The organism is Luteitalea sp. TBR-22, from assembly GCF_016865485.1.
GTDB lineage: Bacteria > Acidobacteriota > Vicinamibacteria > Vicinamibacterales > Vicinamibacteraceae > Luteitalea.
This window is the reverse complement of the sequence record NZ_AP024452.1, coordinates 461703-475628: the sequence shown is the minus strand read 5'-3', so window position 1 is coordinate 475628 and position 13926 is coordinate 461703. Positions and strand designations below refer to the sequence as shown.

At 70.1% G+C, this 13926-nt stretch carries 12 protein-coding genes; 5 read left to right on the top strand and 7 right to left on the bottom strand.

Annotated elements, in window-relative coordinates:
- Positions 1-14 precede the first annotated feature (14 nt).
- The 3 genes from ppk2 to TBR22_RS01995 all read right to left on the bottom strand — a co-directional run bounded on the left by ppk2 (position 15) and on the right by TBR22_RS01995 (position 4815).
- Positions 15-971 carry a polyphosphate kinase 2 gene (gene ppk2, locus TBR22_RS02005; protein ID WP_239491280.1) on the bottom strand — a complete coding sequence of 319 codons (957 nt, stop codon included), beginning with the start codon at positions 969-971 and terminating at the stop codon, positions 15-17.
- 176 nt (positions 972-1147) lie between these two features.
- A complete protein-coding gene (locus TBR22_RS02000) occupies positions 1148-2968 on the bottom strand; it encodes a M2 family metallopeptidase (RefSeq protein WP_239491279.1) in 1821 nt (606 codons plus the stop codon).
- A gap of 251 nt (positions 2969-3219) precedes the next feature.
- Positions 3220-4815 (bottom strand): FAD-binding oxidoreductase, encoded by a 1596-nt coding sequence (locus tag TBR22_RS01995; protein WP_239491278.1) that lies wholly within the window; start codon positions 4813-4815, stop codon positions 3220-3222.
- A 410-nt stretch (positions 4816-5225) separates the two neighbouring features.
- Between TBR22_RS01995 and TBR22_RS01990 the strand changes: the two genes are divergently transcribed.
- Together TBR22_RS01990 and TBR22_RS01985 are read left to right on the top strand one after the other, a co-directional pair.
- Complete coding sequence (locus tag TBR22_RS01990) at positions 5226-6191, top strand: RimK family alpha-L-glutamate ligase (protein ID WP_239491277.1); 966 nt, start codon at positions 5226-5228, stop codon at positions 6189-6191.
- Positions 6192-6328: 137 nt separating this feature from the next.
- The gene (locus tag TBR22_RS01985) at positions 6329-7687 is read left to right on the top strand and encodes a circularly permuted type 2 ATP-grasp protein (protein ID WP_239491276.1); all 1359 of its coding nucleotides are present in this window, start codon (positions 6329-6331) and stop codon (positions 7685-7687) included.
- A 125-nt stretch (positions 7688-7812) separates the two neighbouring features.
- Here the strand turns inward: TBR22_RS01985 and TBR22_RS01980 are convergent, their stop codons facing one another.
- The 3 genes from TBR22_RS01980 to TBR22_RS01970 form a co-directional block, all read right to left on the bottom strand.
- The gene (locus TBR22_RS01980; RefSeq protein ID WP_239491275.1) at positions 7813-8541 is read right to left on the bottom strand and encodes an esterase family protein; all 729 of its coding nucleotides are present in this window, start codon (positions 8539-8541) and stop codon (positions 7813-7815) included.
- A gap of 73 nt (positions 8542-8614) precedes the next feature.
- The gene (locus tag TBR22_RS01975) at positions 8615-9316 is read right to left on the bottom strand and encodes a hypothetical protein (protein WP_239491274.1); all 702 of its coding nucleotides are present in this window, start codon (positions 9314-9316) and stop codon (positions 8615-8617) included.
- A gap of 68 nt (positions 9317-9384) precedes the next feature.
- The gene (locus TBR22_RS01970; protein WP_239491273.1) at positions 9385-12039 is read right to left on the bottom strand and encodes a serine/threonine-protein kinase; all 2655 of its coding nucleotides are present in this window, start codon (positions 12037-12039) and stop codon (positions 9385-9387) included.
- 90 nt (positions 12040-12129) lie between these two features.
- Here TBR22_RS01970 and TBR22_RS01965 point away from each other — a divergent pair, with 90 nt between their 5' ends.
- Complete coding sequence (locus TBR22_RS01965) at positions 12130-12543, top strand: hypothetical protein (RefSeq protein WP_239491272.1); 414 nt, start codon at positions 12130-12132, stop codon at positions 12541-12543.
- An 82-nt stretch (positions 12544-12625) separates the two neighbouring features.
- On the opposite strand, the gene TBR22_RS01960 is transcribed toward TBR22_RS01965, so the two are convergent.
- A complete protein-coding gene (locus tag TBR22_RS01960) occupies positions 12626-13228 on the bottom strand; it encodes a sigma-70 family RNA polymerase sigma factor (RefSeq protein ID WP_239491271.1) in 603 nt (200 codons plus the stop codon).
- Between the two features lie 107 nt (positions 13229-13335).
- On the opposite strand from TBR22_RS01960, the gene TBR22_RS01955 reads away from it, so the two are divergent.
- Both TBR22_RS01955 and TBR22_RS01950 read left to right on the top strand, forming a co-directional pair.
- On the top strand, positions 13336-13590 hold the full coding sequence (locus TBR22_RS01955; protein ID WP_239491270.1) for a hypothetical protein: 255 nt from the start codon (positions 13336-13338) through the stop codon (positions 13588-13590).
- A gap of 82 nt (positions 13591-13672) precedes the next feature.
- The gene (locus tag TBR22_RS01950; RefSeq protein WP_239491269.1) at positions 13673-13888 is read left to right on the top strand and encodes a hypothetical protein; all 216 of its coding nucleotides are present in this window, start codon (positions 13673-13675) and stop codon (positions 13886-13888) included.
- Positions 13889-13926 lie beyond the last annotated feature (38 nt).

Sequence of the window (13926 nt, the reverse complement as noted above, 5' to 3'; positions counted from 1 at the left end):
GGGCGGGTCGGGACTCAGTACTTCTCGGGGACGTACCGGTACGGGTACTCCGGATCGCGGTAGTCGCCAGGCTTCTGGCGCTTGGGCAGCGTGATCTTCTCGCGCTTGGCGCGCTTGTAGGGCACGTGGGCCAGGATGTGGGCGATGACGTTCAGGCGCGCCCGCTTCTTGTCGTCGGAGCGCACCACGTGCCATGGGGCGAACTCGGTGTCGGTGGCGGTGAACATCTCGTCGCGGGCCCGCGAGTAGTCGTACCAGCGGCTGTACGACTTGAGGTCCATCGGCGACAGCTTCCACGTCTTCCGCCCATCGTCGATGCGCGACTTCAGGCGGCGCGTCTGCTCCTCGGGGCTGACCTCGAGCCAGAACTTGAGCAGGATGATGCCGGAGTCGATCATCGCCTTCTCGACCAGCGGCACGGCGGCGAGGAACTTGCGCGACACCTCCTCGCTGCAGAAGCCCATCACGCGCTCGACGCCGGCGCGGTTGTACCAGCTGCGGTCGAAGATCACGACCTCGCCCGCCGCCGGGAAGTGGCGGATGTAGCGCTGCACGTACATCTGGCTCTTCTCGCGATCGGTCGGCGCCGGCAGCGCCACCACGCGGAAGACGCGCGGGCTGACGCGCTCGGTGAGCGCCTTGATGGTCCCGCCCTTGCCGGCGCCGTCGCGTCCCTCGAACACGATGCACACCTTGAGTCCGTGGGCCTTGACCCATTCCTGCAGGTGCACGAGCTCCTCGTGGAGCTTGGCGAGCGCCTTGTCGTACGCCTTGCGCTTCAGGGGCCCTGGCTCCTCCTCCGCCGACGACTGCTGCGAGACGGCGGCGGCGGCGAGCCGCTCGGCCTCCTTGCGGGCCTTCCGGTCAGACTTCTTCTGGCGGGCCTCGTGCCTGGCCGCCTTGTCCTTCTTGCCCTTCCGTGGCTCGCCCGGCTCGACGGTTTCGAGCACCTCCGCCTTCGGCTTCTTCATCGTGACCCGTCCTGTGATGGCGCCGCGGCATCGGCAGACACGCCGAGCTGCAGACTTGGAACGACTTGAACGTCACTCATCGGTAGCGCCAGCATACCCCTCCGGCGAGCCGGCGGGTGCGCGGTCGTGCGTCCTGCGGGCCGATCGGCAACCGTCCGGACGGGCCTGCCGTGGCCTCACCTGCCCGCGGCGGCCTCCGCCTCGAGCCACTGACGGAGCGGCGCGAAGTAGTCGAGGATCGCCGTGGCATCCATCTGCTTCTCTCCGGTGAGCGCCTCGAGCGCCTCGGGCCAGGGCCTGCTCGCGCCCATCGCCAGCATCTTCTGAAGGCGCGCGCCGACCTCCGTGTTGCCGTACACCGAGCAGGTGTGCAGCGGCCCGGTGTGGCCCGCCGCCCTGCACATCGCCCGGTGCATCTGGAACTGCAGGATGTGCGCGAGGAAGTAGCGCGTGTAGGGCGTGTTGGCCGGCACGTGGTACTTCGCCCCCGGATCGAAGGCGTCGGCCGGTCGCGGCCCGGGCGCCGCCACGCCCTGGTACTGCTCGCGCAGCTGCCACCAGGCCGCGTTGTACTGCGCCGGCGCGATCTCGCCGCTGAACACCTTCCAGCGCCACTGATCGACGAGCAGCCCGAACGGCAGGAACGCCACCTTGTCGAGCGCCATCCGCAGCAGGAACTCCACGTCGTCCTGCGTCCTGGGCACGGTCGGCAGCAGGCCGACCTTCACCAGGTACGACGGCGTGATCGACAGCGCCACCGCGTCGCCGATCGCCTCGTGGAAGCCGTCGTTGGCGCCGGTGCGATAGAGGAACGGCTGGGTGTTGTAGGCGCGCTGGTAGAAGTTGTGCCCGAGCTCGTGGTGGACCGTGACGAAGTCCTCGGCGTTGATCTCGATGCACATCTTGATGCGCAGGTCGTCGACGTTGTCGACGTCCCAGGCGCTGGCGTGGCACACCACGTCGCGGTCGCGCGGACGGGTGAAGAGGGAACGCGTCCAGAAGGTCTGCGGCAGCGGCGCGAAGCCGAGCGAGGTGAAGAAGCCTTCACCGTAGCGCACCATGCCGAGCGCGTCGGTCTTCTTCGCCTGGAGGGCGCCGGCAAGGTCGTAGCCGGGCGCGCGCCCCTTCGGCCCGACCAGGTCGTAGACGTTGCCCCACTGCTGCGCCCACATGTTGCCGAGCAGGTGGGCGGGGATCGGCTTGTCCGGCGCGACGACGTCCTGGCCGTACTGCTGGCCGAGGCGACGCCGGACGTGCGCGTGCAACTGGTCGTAGAGCGGCTTGACCTGCAGCCAGAGGCGATCGACCTCCTTGGCGAAGTCGTCGGGCGGCATGTCGTAGCCGGCGCGCCAGAACGCGCCGAGGTCGGCGAACCCGAGCTCCTTGGCGCCCTGATTGCCCAGTTGCGCGAAGCGCTCGTAGGGCTGCTTGAGCGGCGGCGCAATGGCGTGCCAGCCCTCCCACGCCTCACGAAGCGCCTTCGGGTCGCGGCTGGTGGCCATCAACCGGCTCAGATCGTCGAGCGTCTGGCAGTCCTTCCCCGCCGGACAGTACTTGCCGCGCCCGTAACCGGCTTCCATGCCGGCGACGATGCGCGTGAGTTCCTTCTGGAGTTCGGGATCGGAGGGGGCGGGCAGGGGGCTGGCGGCGAGCTTGAGCAGCAGGAGCTGCCGCGCGACGTCGGCGTTCCCGCCGGCATCGGCCGGGTAGCTGGCCGCGTCCTTGGCCAGGCGCATCGAGGTGGCCACGTACTCCGTGTTGGCGGCGGCCGACAGCTGCTCGGTGTCCTCGGTGATGAAGTTGGCCGCCACCCACTGCGCGCGCGCGAGGGCGTTGGCGCGCTCCAGCAGCGTGGCGTTGGCCTGCTTGACGAACGCGGCCGGATCGGCAGGCGGGTTGGTGGCGGTGGTACCTGGCGCCGACACGCGTGAGCAGGCGACCGCGAGGCCCAGGCCGGCGAGGGCGGCGGACGAGACGGCAAGAAGACGGGTGCGCACGTCTCGTTGTACGCCTGACGCGGCGGGGGAACAAGGGACGAGGGACAAGGGGAGGAGTCACAAGGGTGGCAAGGGGCGAGGGACAAGGTCGTCGAGTGACGGGGGACAAGGACCGAACTCCCGGTCAGTGCCGCGTCACCACCTTCCTGGTCCGTCGTGTCTCGCGTGCTCGTCCCCTGTCCCTGCCCTGCCTTGCCCCTGTTCCCTCGCACCCCTGGTGACTTGCGTACTCGTCCCTTGTCGCTTGCACCCTACGGGCCAAACAACACCCCCGGCGCGAGCAGGCCCTGCGGGTCGAGCGCGCGCTTGACGCGGCGCATCTGCTCGATGCCCTCGTCGCCATACAGCTGACGCAGGAGCGCCTGCTTCACCGGGTGCCGGCCGACGCCGTGCTCGGCCAGCGGACAGCCGCCGAGGCGTGCCACCTCGACACCGAACTCGAGGATCGCCGCCTTGCCGGCCTCGACGTCCTCGTAGCTGCGCGGCAGCACGTTGGGGTGGACGTTGCCGTCCGAGACGTGCCCCCACGTCGCCACGTCGAGGCCACGACGCGCGAAGCCGGCGCGGTAGACGTCCATCATCTCGCCGAACTTCTCGAAGGGGACGACCATGTCGGCAGCCGTCTTGGCGATCCGCCCGTCGATGTCGCGCTTGGCGCGGCCGACGCGGGCGTTCACGCCAGCGGGCACGGCCTCGCGCACGCCGAGGAGCTGCTCGGCCCGCTTGCGGTCGCCCGGCAGGGCCAGTTCCGTGTCGTCGAGCACGCCGTGCGCGTCGAGCACGCGGCAGAAGCGCGCCAGCGGCGTATCGGGACCGTCCTGGTCGAGCGCCGTGCTGATCTGCTCGTACGCGTCGTCCTGGGTCAGCGGCGGCAGCTCGAGCTGGATGAGCAGCAGCAGCCCCGCCGACGCCGGCCAGCTGACCTCGTACTTCCTGTCGGCGCCGTCCTCGCGCAGGATCTGCAGCGACCGGCCATCCATGTGCTCGATGGCGGCGACGTCGATCCCGGCCGGATCCTGCGTCCGCCACGTCTCATGCGACTGCCGCCGCAGGTCGCCCACCAGCGCCAGGGCACGGGGCTCGTCCACGCAGGGCACCAGCGCGTAGCAGAGTCCGGCGCGGGCCGGCTGCAGGCGCAGCGTCGCAGCGGCGATGACCCCGAGCGTGCCCTCGGCGCCGATGAACAGGTCCACCACGTCCATGCTGGGCGCGGCGTGGTAGCCCGCGGACCGCTTCACCACGTCGGGCATCACGTAGGTCGGCACGGGCACCTCGCGGCGCCCGCCCGGGCCGTCGATGACGAACACGCCGGACGCGTCGAGCACGTGCTGGCCGCGGCGGATGTCGATCACGTCGCCGGCCGCCAGCACCACGGTGAGTCCTTCTACCCACTGTCGCGTCGTGCCGTACTTGTAGGTGGCGGCGCCGGCCGCGTTGGTGGCGATGATGCCGCCGACCGTCGCGCCGAGGTAGGTCGGCACGGGCGGGAAGTCGAGGCCGTTGCGCGCCAGGTCCTCCAGCAGGGTGGCCAGGGGCACGCCCGCGCCCACCCGCACCTCGCGCCCCGTCGGCGGCTCGATCGTCGTCAGCCGTGTCGTCGACAGGACGATGGCGCCGGTGGGCGTGGCGCCGCCGGTGAGCGACGACTGCGCGCCGACGGTGAGCACCGGGCGCCCTTCGGCGAGCACCGCGGCGATGTCGGCCTCGGTGCGGGGCCGCGCGACGGCATCGGCGGTGCCGCCGGGATAGTGCGCGGCGTCCTCGAGGTGGGCGGCGATGGCCTCCGGGCTGCGGTCGAACAGGTCGGTGGAGAGGGCGCCCATCGGGGCGCGGGCAACGATCGGCACCTGCCTAGTGTAGCGAGGCCGCCGGTGGTGGTCGGTGCCGGTGGGCGCGACAGTGGCAGTGGCGGGCGGATCTGACACCACGGGGCGCCGCAGGGCCGATCGGCGTGCGCAAAAAAAATCACCGCTCGGGCGTTCGGTTCGCGCGTCGCGAACGTTATGTGATTCAGAAGGGTCGCCCAGTGGACGGCACCCTGGGATCAGGCGCGCGGTGAGCGGAAGGGAGGGAGGGCCCGACCGCTGGCCTGCGTACCTGATCCCGGGGTGACCGACCGCTGGGACCTCTTCGATCCCCACGCCCGGCGTCCTGCCACAGTAACCCCTGAACGTGAGTAATTCTACCCTGACGTGCGCGCAGGTTTGGCGTACGCTGCCGTGGTAGACTGCCGCGTTTTTCCGGGGAGCACACAGACATGAAGATCGGGTTGCTGGTCGGTCGCGAGTACAGCTTTCCTCCGGCGTTCATCGACAAGGTGAATCAGCTCGGGCAGCCCCACGGCATCACCGCGGAGTACGTGACGCTCAGTGGCACGCCGATGGACGAGCCGCAGCGTTACAAGGTGATCGTCGACCGCATCTCGCACGAGGTGGAGTACTACCGCGGCTTCCTCAAGCTGGCGGTGCTCAACGGCACCTACGTGATCAACAACCCCTTCTGGTGGACGGCCGACGACAAGTTCTTCAACTACTCGTTGATGGCCCGCCTGGGGGTGGCGATCCCACGCACCGTGCTGCTCCCGCAGAAGGCGTACCCGCAGGACGTCGACATCCAGCCCGCGTCGTTGCGCAACATGGGGTATCCGCTCGACTGGGACGGCCTGCTCGACTACACGGGCCGCCCGGCCATCCTGAAGCCCTTCTCGGGCGGTGGCTGGAAGCACGTGTACAAGGTGCACACGCGCGAGGAGCTGCTCGCGGCCTACGACGGCACCGCGCCGTACTGCATGACGCTGCAGCAGTTCGTCCACTTCGACAAGTACGTGCGCTGCTTCACGTTCGGCAAGCACGACATCGTGCCGGTGGTCTACGACCCGCACGCCCGCCAGTACCTGATCCAGCACGACTACCTCTCGGCCGAGGTCGGCGCGCGCGTCGTCAGGGACGCGCAGACGATCAACGAGGCGCTCGGCTACGAGATGAACACCATCGAGTTCGGCATCCAGGACGACGTACCGTACGCGATCGACTTCCTGAACCCGGCGCCCGACTTCGAGCGCGATCGGATCACGCCGTTCTACTTCGAGATGGTCGTCGACAAGATGGCCCGCCTCTGCATCGATCGCGCGCTCAACGGGCACCAGAGCAACATGTTCCCGAAGTGGGAGCAGATGCTCGGCCTCGGCGCCGCGTCGGGGTTCGTGGGCAGCCCGGTACCCTGAGCGGGCAATTTGAAATTGGAAATTCGAAATTGATCGGCGGCCGGCCTGTCGGCCTTGCCGCGTGCAACAGCCCGAGGGGCGACGGCGAAGCCGCGCCCCCGCAAATTTCAAATTTCAAATTTCAAATTTCGAATTGCATGAATCCGATCGACACCTGGATGTCCCTCCTCGGCGAGGGCGGCGAGCTCACCGAGGCGTACTGGGTCGCGCACGCGCAGCGGATGCGCGACGCGCGGCTCGTATTCGGCGGGCGCCTGAGCTGCCCCTTCCTGCGGCCGCTCTTCATGACGGTCGAGGACGAGGCGCGCCAGCGCGCCGCCTGTGAGGTGATTGCGCGGGTCGGCGAGCGGATCATCCGCGAGGCGACGGAGGACGAGGCGCTGCTGGCCGACTTCGGGCTGTCGGATGCCGAGCGCGCGCTCGTCGCGATCGACCCCGGCTACCAGTACGCGAGCACTGCCAGTCGGCTCGATTCCTTCCTGCTGCCCGACTCGTTGATGTTCGCCGAGTACAACGCCGAGTCGCCGGCCGGCTTCGGCTACACCGAGGTGCTGGCGTCGGTGTTCGCCGAACTGCCGATCATGGCGCGCTTCCGCGAAGCCTTCGACGCGGAGCCGTACCACATGATGGACGCGATGCTCGAGGCGCTGCTGGCGAGCTACCGCGACTGGGGCGGCACCGCGACGCCTCCGACGATCGTAATCACGGACTTCCGCGACGTGCCGACGTGGAGCGAGTTCGAGATCCTGGCGGAGCGCTTCACGGCGCGCGGCGTGCCGACGGTGGTCGCCGATCCGCGCGACCTCGAGATCGTCGGCGGGCGGCTCGTGGCGCACGGGCGGGCGATCGACCTCGTGTACCGGCGGGCCCTGATCAACGATCTCGTGGCGCGCCCCGACGACACGCGCGTGCTGGTGCAGGCCTACCGCGAGCGGCTGGCGTGCGTGGCCAACACGCTGCGCTGCAAGATCCCGCACAAGAAGTCGTTCTTCGCGGTCCTGACCGACGAGGCCCACGCCGGTCGCTTCACTCCCGAGGAGCAGGCCGTCATCCTGGCCCATGTGCCGTGGACGCGCGTCGTCGCCGAGCGGCGCACGCGGACGAGCGGCGGCGAGGACGTCGACCTGGTGGCGTTCGCGCGTGACCACCGCGAGCGGCTGGTGATCAAGCCGACCGACGACTTCGGCGGGCACGGCGTCATGCTGGGGTGGGAGGCCGACGCATCGGCGTGGGAGGCGGCGCTGCAGCACGCGCTGGCGCAGCCGGCCGGCACCTGGATCGTGCAGGAGCGGATCCCGATTCGTCGCGAGCCGTTCCCGATGGTGGAAACCGACCCGTACCGCGTGACGACGCGCGACATGCTGGTGGACTGCGCGCCCTACATCTTCCGGGGCAAGGTGAGCGGCTTCCTCACGCGTCTCAGTTCGTCGGGCCTGGCCAACGTCACGAGCGGCGGCGGGCAGGTGCCGGCGTTCAGGGTCGCTCCGCGCCCCTGAACGCAATTTGAAATTTGAAATTTGAAATTGATCGGCGGCCGGCCCCCCGGCCTTGCCGCTTGACACATCCCGTGGGGCGCCGGCGAAGCCGCGCCCCACGAGAATTTCGAATTTCAAATTTCGAATTACAGGAGTCTGCCCACGTACTCCCACATCATGTGGTGCCAGTAGGGCCAGTCGTGGCCGCCCTGCGGTCCCCAGTCGTCGAGGTGGTGCGGGATGTTGCGGTTGCGCAACACCTCGGCGAAGCGGTAGGTCTCCTCCGGTCGCTCCCACGGGCCGTTGCCGGTGGCCAGGTGGACGTGCGACGAGGCGATGTGCTGGTAGAACCAGGGGTCGGTGATCGACGAGAGATAGTCGATCGGGTTGTTGAAGTAGAAGTTGTCGTCGTACAGGCCGTCCATGAAGCGCCGCATGTCGTAGACGCCCGACATGGCGAAGCACCACTTGAAGGTGTCGGGGTGCTTGAAGGCGCTGTTGGCGGCGTGGTAGGCGCCGAGCGAGGCGCCCATGACGGCAATGGCGGGCAGTCCGCGGCAGTGGTCGTGGATGAACGGCACGACCTCCCAGCGGATGTACTCGTCGTACTGCTTCTGCATCCAGCTGCGGTGGAACGGGTGCGCGCCCTTGTCGTAGAAGGACTGCGCCGAGGCCGACCGCACGCAGAACACCTTGATGCGCCCGGCGTTGATGTACGGGGTGAGGGTGCTGATCATGCGCTGCCCCTCCATCTCCCACTCGTCGCCGCCGCTCGTCGGGAAGGCGAGCAGCGGCGTGCCGAAGTGGCCGTACACGGTGAGCCCCATGTCGAACCCGAGGCGGGGCGAGAACCACTGGTGATACTGGCGTTCCATCGCCCGGTATGAGACCCCGGAAGCGGGGTCACTGTCCAGCGAGCAGGCCGGGCTCCGAGGGAGGCGCGGACGGCTACGTCACCGTGGGCTTGGCAGACGACCTCGATTGACGCCTGCCAACGAGCCACCCGATCAGCGCGCCGACCGCGAGTGCTGCCACGCCTGCGAACACCTTGGCCCACCACGGGAAAGACGTCGTGACGTCGCCATCGCGCTCGACGGCGATTCTGGGATCGAAGAGGCCATCACCCACCTCTTGCCCGGCCACGGCGAGGACGTCGATGCTGTACGACCCGCTGTAGTCGGGGCCGGTCGAACCCTCCTCCTTCGGATAGTTCTTCGTCGTGCACAGGACCATGGCCATTCGGTTGGGGTCGAGCGACTTCGTGTAGCCCTGTGCGGTCTGTGCCTGCTTGCACGACTCGTCGTCGGTGAACTCGATCGCGTCAGGGCCGGTAGCACTCACCACGACTTGCGCGTCCACGGCCTGGTTGCACCTGTTGTGCACCTTGATCTGGAACAGATGCGCGTTGCCGTCTGCGCCCTCGCACAGATGGGCGTCGTCCTTCTTCGTGGTGATCGCGCAGCCAAGGTCCTGCCCGGAGGTGCTCCTCAGCACCTTGTCGCCTGGCCCGGCGTCCGACGACTTGATGACGTCCAGTTTGTAGACCCGTCGCGCGGTGCATTTCCCCTCCACCTCACCAGCGTCGAGGATGGTCCATAGCGCGCAACACAGTGCGAATACGATTGGTCGTTTCATCGCTGAGGTCCTCACAGGCGCTTGCAGAGACGCGCACTTCGTTGACCGACGGCCTGACGCCTTCACGCGCCAGACACGCTCCCTCACTTGCCCGCGCTTGCGGCACCGGCGACGAACTGGCGAACCGGCCTGGGCGCCGCCTCTTCGACATCACGTTCAAGAACGCCCGACAACGAGACGCCCGCTGCCGCGATGGCTCGCAGGTCGACAAGCGCCTGCGGAACGACGCCGCAGATCAGGCGCGCGTTCACGACATCGATGAGTCCATCGACCGACGGCGACGGTGCTGACTCGATACGCGTACTGGGCACGTTGGACAGCTCACAGTTGCCGGCGCGCGCCCAGGCGTAGGCAGCAAGGCTCTGGGCGGTCTGGTCCTGCGGGTTCACGCGCAGCTCCGCCTCGGCGAGCTCCGCGGCCCGCTGGTACCCCTCGCGCGCCTCCCTGGCGCGGCCTTGCGCGCGCAGCGCGTCGGACAGGTTCCGCTGCATGAGCGGGTCCTGCGGCGCAATCTCCACGGCCTTGCGGTAGGCGCGCTCCGCCGCCTTCAGGTCGCCCAGTCCGTACTGGTACGTGCCGAGGTTGGTGTACGCCGGCGCCGACGGCTGGATGGCGAGCGCGCGCTCGTACTCGCGCACGGCCTCGGCGTCCCTATTCTGCTTCTGGAGCGCCGCCCCGAGCAGCTGGTGGGCAAACGGGTTGTCCGGCTGCAAGGCGACGCACTCGCGATACTCCTGCTCCGCCTCGGCGTAGCGGCCGGCGTCGTACAACACCGTGCCGAGCGCCCGGTAGTTCTGCCAGCTCGGATGCAGGGCGATGACCTCACGCAGGGTCCGCACCCCGTCGTCCATCGCGCCGCTGGCGGCCTGCAACTGCCCCAGCAGCCGCATCGCCCGATCGTGGGTCGGGGCCACCTTGAGGATCTGCTGAAGTTCGCTGATCGCGTCGGCACGCTGCCCCGTCGCCTGCAGCGTCGTCGCGTGCGCGAGGCGCGCTTCCACCAGTCCCGGATCGAGCCGCATCGCCTTGCCGGCGGCAGCCTGCGCCTGCACGAGCAGCGCGGCGTCACGGCGCGCGCGGTACTGCAGCACCAGCACGCGCGACAGCTCCGCATGCGCCGCCGCGAACTCGGGTTCCCGCTCCACCGCCCGCTCCAGCAGCTCGCGCGCGAGCTGGAAGGCCTCGGGCTTGTCGGGACGCTCGAGGTACTGGCGCGCCTGCGAGTACTCGCCGAGGGCGCGCGCCGAGGGCTCGTACACCGGTCCACCTGGCGGCCGTGCCGGCTCGTTCAACCAGGCGCGCACCTGCGACGCGAGGCGCCCGGTGATGGCACCGAGCGCTGAGGACGGGCCCTCTTCCGTGAACGTCTGCACCACGCCGCCGCCGGCCGCCCGGCGCACCGCCACACTCACGCGCACGCCGGTCGCCGTCGGTGCGACCGACGGCACGAACACGTACGTCAGCCCTTCGAAGCGCAGGTCCTTGACCAGCGTGTCGACGTCGTCCTTGAAGGCCGGGACGTCCGCGGTGACCAGGCGAGCCCGGGTCAACGTGCCGAGCGACCGCCGCAGGAAGTCGGCGGCGGCGGCCGAAATCGTACTGGCCGACGCGTCGTCGACCCGCGGCACCACCGCGACGACGATGGGCTTGCCCCCGCCCAGGGACGCAGGCCGCAGCGCCGAGCCATCGCCGGTGACCGCGAGTCCGCCACTGATGCAGCCACTCAGGACCAGCACCGCGGATGCGGCGCGGGTGCGCCACCCGGCGGCCGCGTCGGGGGCTGCCACGGTCGGCAACATCGCGAGGAAGGCGGCGCCGTCGCGCGGGCGCCGGTCGGCTTCCGTGACGCACGCCGCCTGCGACGCGCGACGCAGCGCCTGCGCCAAGGGGGGCGGCAGCGGCGCGCCTGCCTTCGCGCACTCGTCGACCACCTCGTCGACGAGCACGCCGAGGCTGTACACGTCGGACGCCGGCACGGGGCGGGCGCCCTGCTTGACCTCCGGCGCGGCATACCGCGGCGTGAACGCCGGCGCCACCGTCGTGTCGCCGACGCGTGTCGTGGAGGCGGTGCGCTGCATCTGCGCGATGCCGAAGTCCACCACCTTGGCGCGGTCGTCGGGCGTGACCAGCACGTTGCCCGGCTTGAGATCGCAGTGGATGACGCCGCGCGTATGGGCGTAGGCCACGGCCTCGACCACCTGACGCAGCACCCCGATCACGGTGCGGGCGGCGCGAGGCAGTTCCAGCCAGTCGACCAGCGTCTCGCCCTCCACGTACTCCATGACCAGCGCGGGGGGCGACGAGTCGATCACGTCGTGCACGCGCGCGACGTGCGGATGGTTGAGCGCGGCCAGGGCGCGCGCCTCGCGCACCAGGCGCCGGCGGGCCTCGGCGTCGGGCAACCAGAGGTTCGACAGGCGCTTGATGGCAACCGGGCAGTCGAGCGTCAGGTCGTGCGCCAGGTCCACCGTGCCCATGCCGCCACGTCCGAGCGGGCGCTCGATACGGTAGCGCCCCGCCAGGATCTCCTCGGCCTGGGTCGGAGGCACGCCCGGCGTGGCGGGTGGCACGACCACCCCGGTGTCGACATCCAGGAACGGCTGGAGCCGGGCGACGCGATCAGCCGGCAGCGACTGCAGGCGCGCCTCGCGCTCGCCGGGCGACAGGGTGCCGAGTTCGGCGAGCAGCTCCTTGATGTCGCCCCATGCCTCGGGCGTGAGCGAGTCGTCGGCGCTCACCGGCGAGCTCCTCGTGAGCCGTTCCAGCGCAAGCGTCCGCGTATCGAGGTGGATGGCGACTTGACGCCGTCCCCCGATTCGGAGGCCTCCGTGCGTAACGACTCGATCACGTCCGCCATCGTCATCGCCCTGTCCGCGCTGCTCGCCGCAGCCGAGACGTTCGCCATCGCCACGACCCCGACCGCGCCCGGCGCGCTGACCACGCGCCGCACGGTGGCCACTTTCGACGGGCGCCTCGAGGCCGGCGCCACCGCGTACCACCCGGTGCTCCTCGAGCGCGGCCGCGAGTACCGCGTGCGGGTCGAGGCGGTGGCCCCGGGCGCCGACGTCGACCTGCAGCTCTTCTCTCCGGCCGGCCGCGAGATCGACCGCGCGATCGGCCACGGCATCCGCCCGAGCGTGGCGACGGTGCCGTCGGGCAACGGCCGGTACCAGGTGGACGTGACGATGGCGCGGTGCCCCGTGCAGCCGTGCGCGTACCGCCTGGTCGTGCTCGCCCGATAACCGCATCCCGAGGCGGGTGCCGGGCGCACCCGCCGCCGGCGCGCGTGGTCGCAGCACGCCGGGCCGGGCACGGGCTGCCGCCCTATTGGGCCGACCGCCGCGTCAGGTGCACCGCCAGGAACCGACGCGCGCTGTCCCAGTCGCGCTTCACCGTGGCCGGCGACGTGTCGGTCGCCGCCGCGACCTCCTCCACCGTCATGCCGGCGAAATACCGCAGTTCCACCACCCGCGCCTGCCGGGCGTCGAGCCGGGCGAGCGCCTCGAGCGCCTCGTGCAGCCACAGCACGTCGAGGTCCTGCGACGCGCCGTCCGCCGGCAGCCCGGAGATCGTGACGCGCTCGGCGCCGCCGCCACGCTTGTCGGCGACGTGCGCCCTGGCGTGGTCCACCAGCACCCGCCGCATCGCCTGCGCGGCGATCGCGAAGAAGTGGCCCCGCGACTGCCACCGCACGTGTTGCTGATCGACCAGCCGCAGGTACGCCTCGTGCACCAGCGCCGTCGGCTCGAGCGTATGGCCCTCGCGCTCGCGGCGCATGTACGAGCGCGCAAGCCGACGCAGTTCCGCATGCACCGCGGGCATGAGGGCATCGAGTGCCGCGGCGTCCCCGCCACTCCAGCGCTGGAGCAGCCACGTGAAGCCGGACGACGACCCGGACGCCCCCGGCGAACCTGGGGTATCGGCCATCACCTATCCATTGGGAGGGATTCAAGTTATGGACGAGATGCCGGGCCGCTGTCAAGGCGTGAGCCGTTCCGGTCACCGCCGCCGCGTGAGCAGGCAGGGAGGATCACATGCCACGCGCGACCATCGTCCTCGTCACCGTCTTCGTCCTCGCCGCCTGCACGCCCTGCCAGGGCGCCATGGCCACGGCGGCGGCCCTCGGAGCAGAGGTTCCGGCGCACCTGGTCGCCGCCCTCGTCGCCTGGGTCCGCGACACGGCCCTCCCCGTCGTGGCGTCCGTCGTGCTGACGTTGGCCTGGCTCGGACTCGCTGTCGCCAGCCTGGCCACCCGCCGCAGGCCCAGGGCGCGGGTGCTGGCTCGCTGATCGGTCGGGTTGACCGGCCGCTGACCGGGGCGCTACGCTGCCCCTCCGGGCGTTGGGCCCGGTCACCATGGCCGATCACGGATTGACTGACGATCAGTACGAGGTGCTCGGGGAAGCCGGGGAGTGCTCCGTCTACCGCTGCGAGCACGGCTGCCTGCACCTGCAGATCGGCGACCTCAACCTGCGCATCGAGGACGACCGTTTCGCCGACCTCGCCGAGGCAGTCGCCGCGGCCGCCCAGGCCGACCCGGCCCTCCTCCGCTGGGCCGCCAGCGCCGCCAAGGGCCCTGCGCACTAGGTTGCGCCACCGGCAGTTCAGGACGGTCCGGGTGCCGG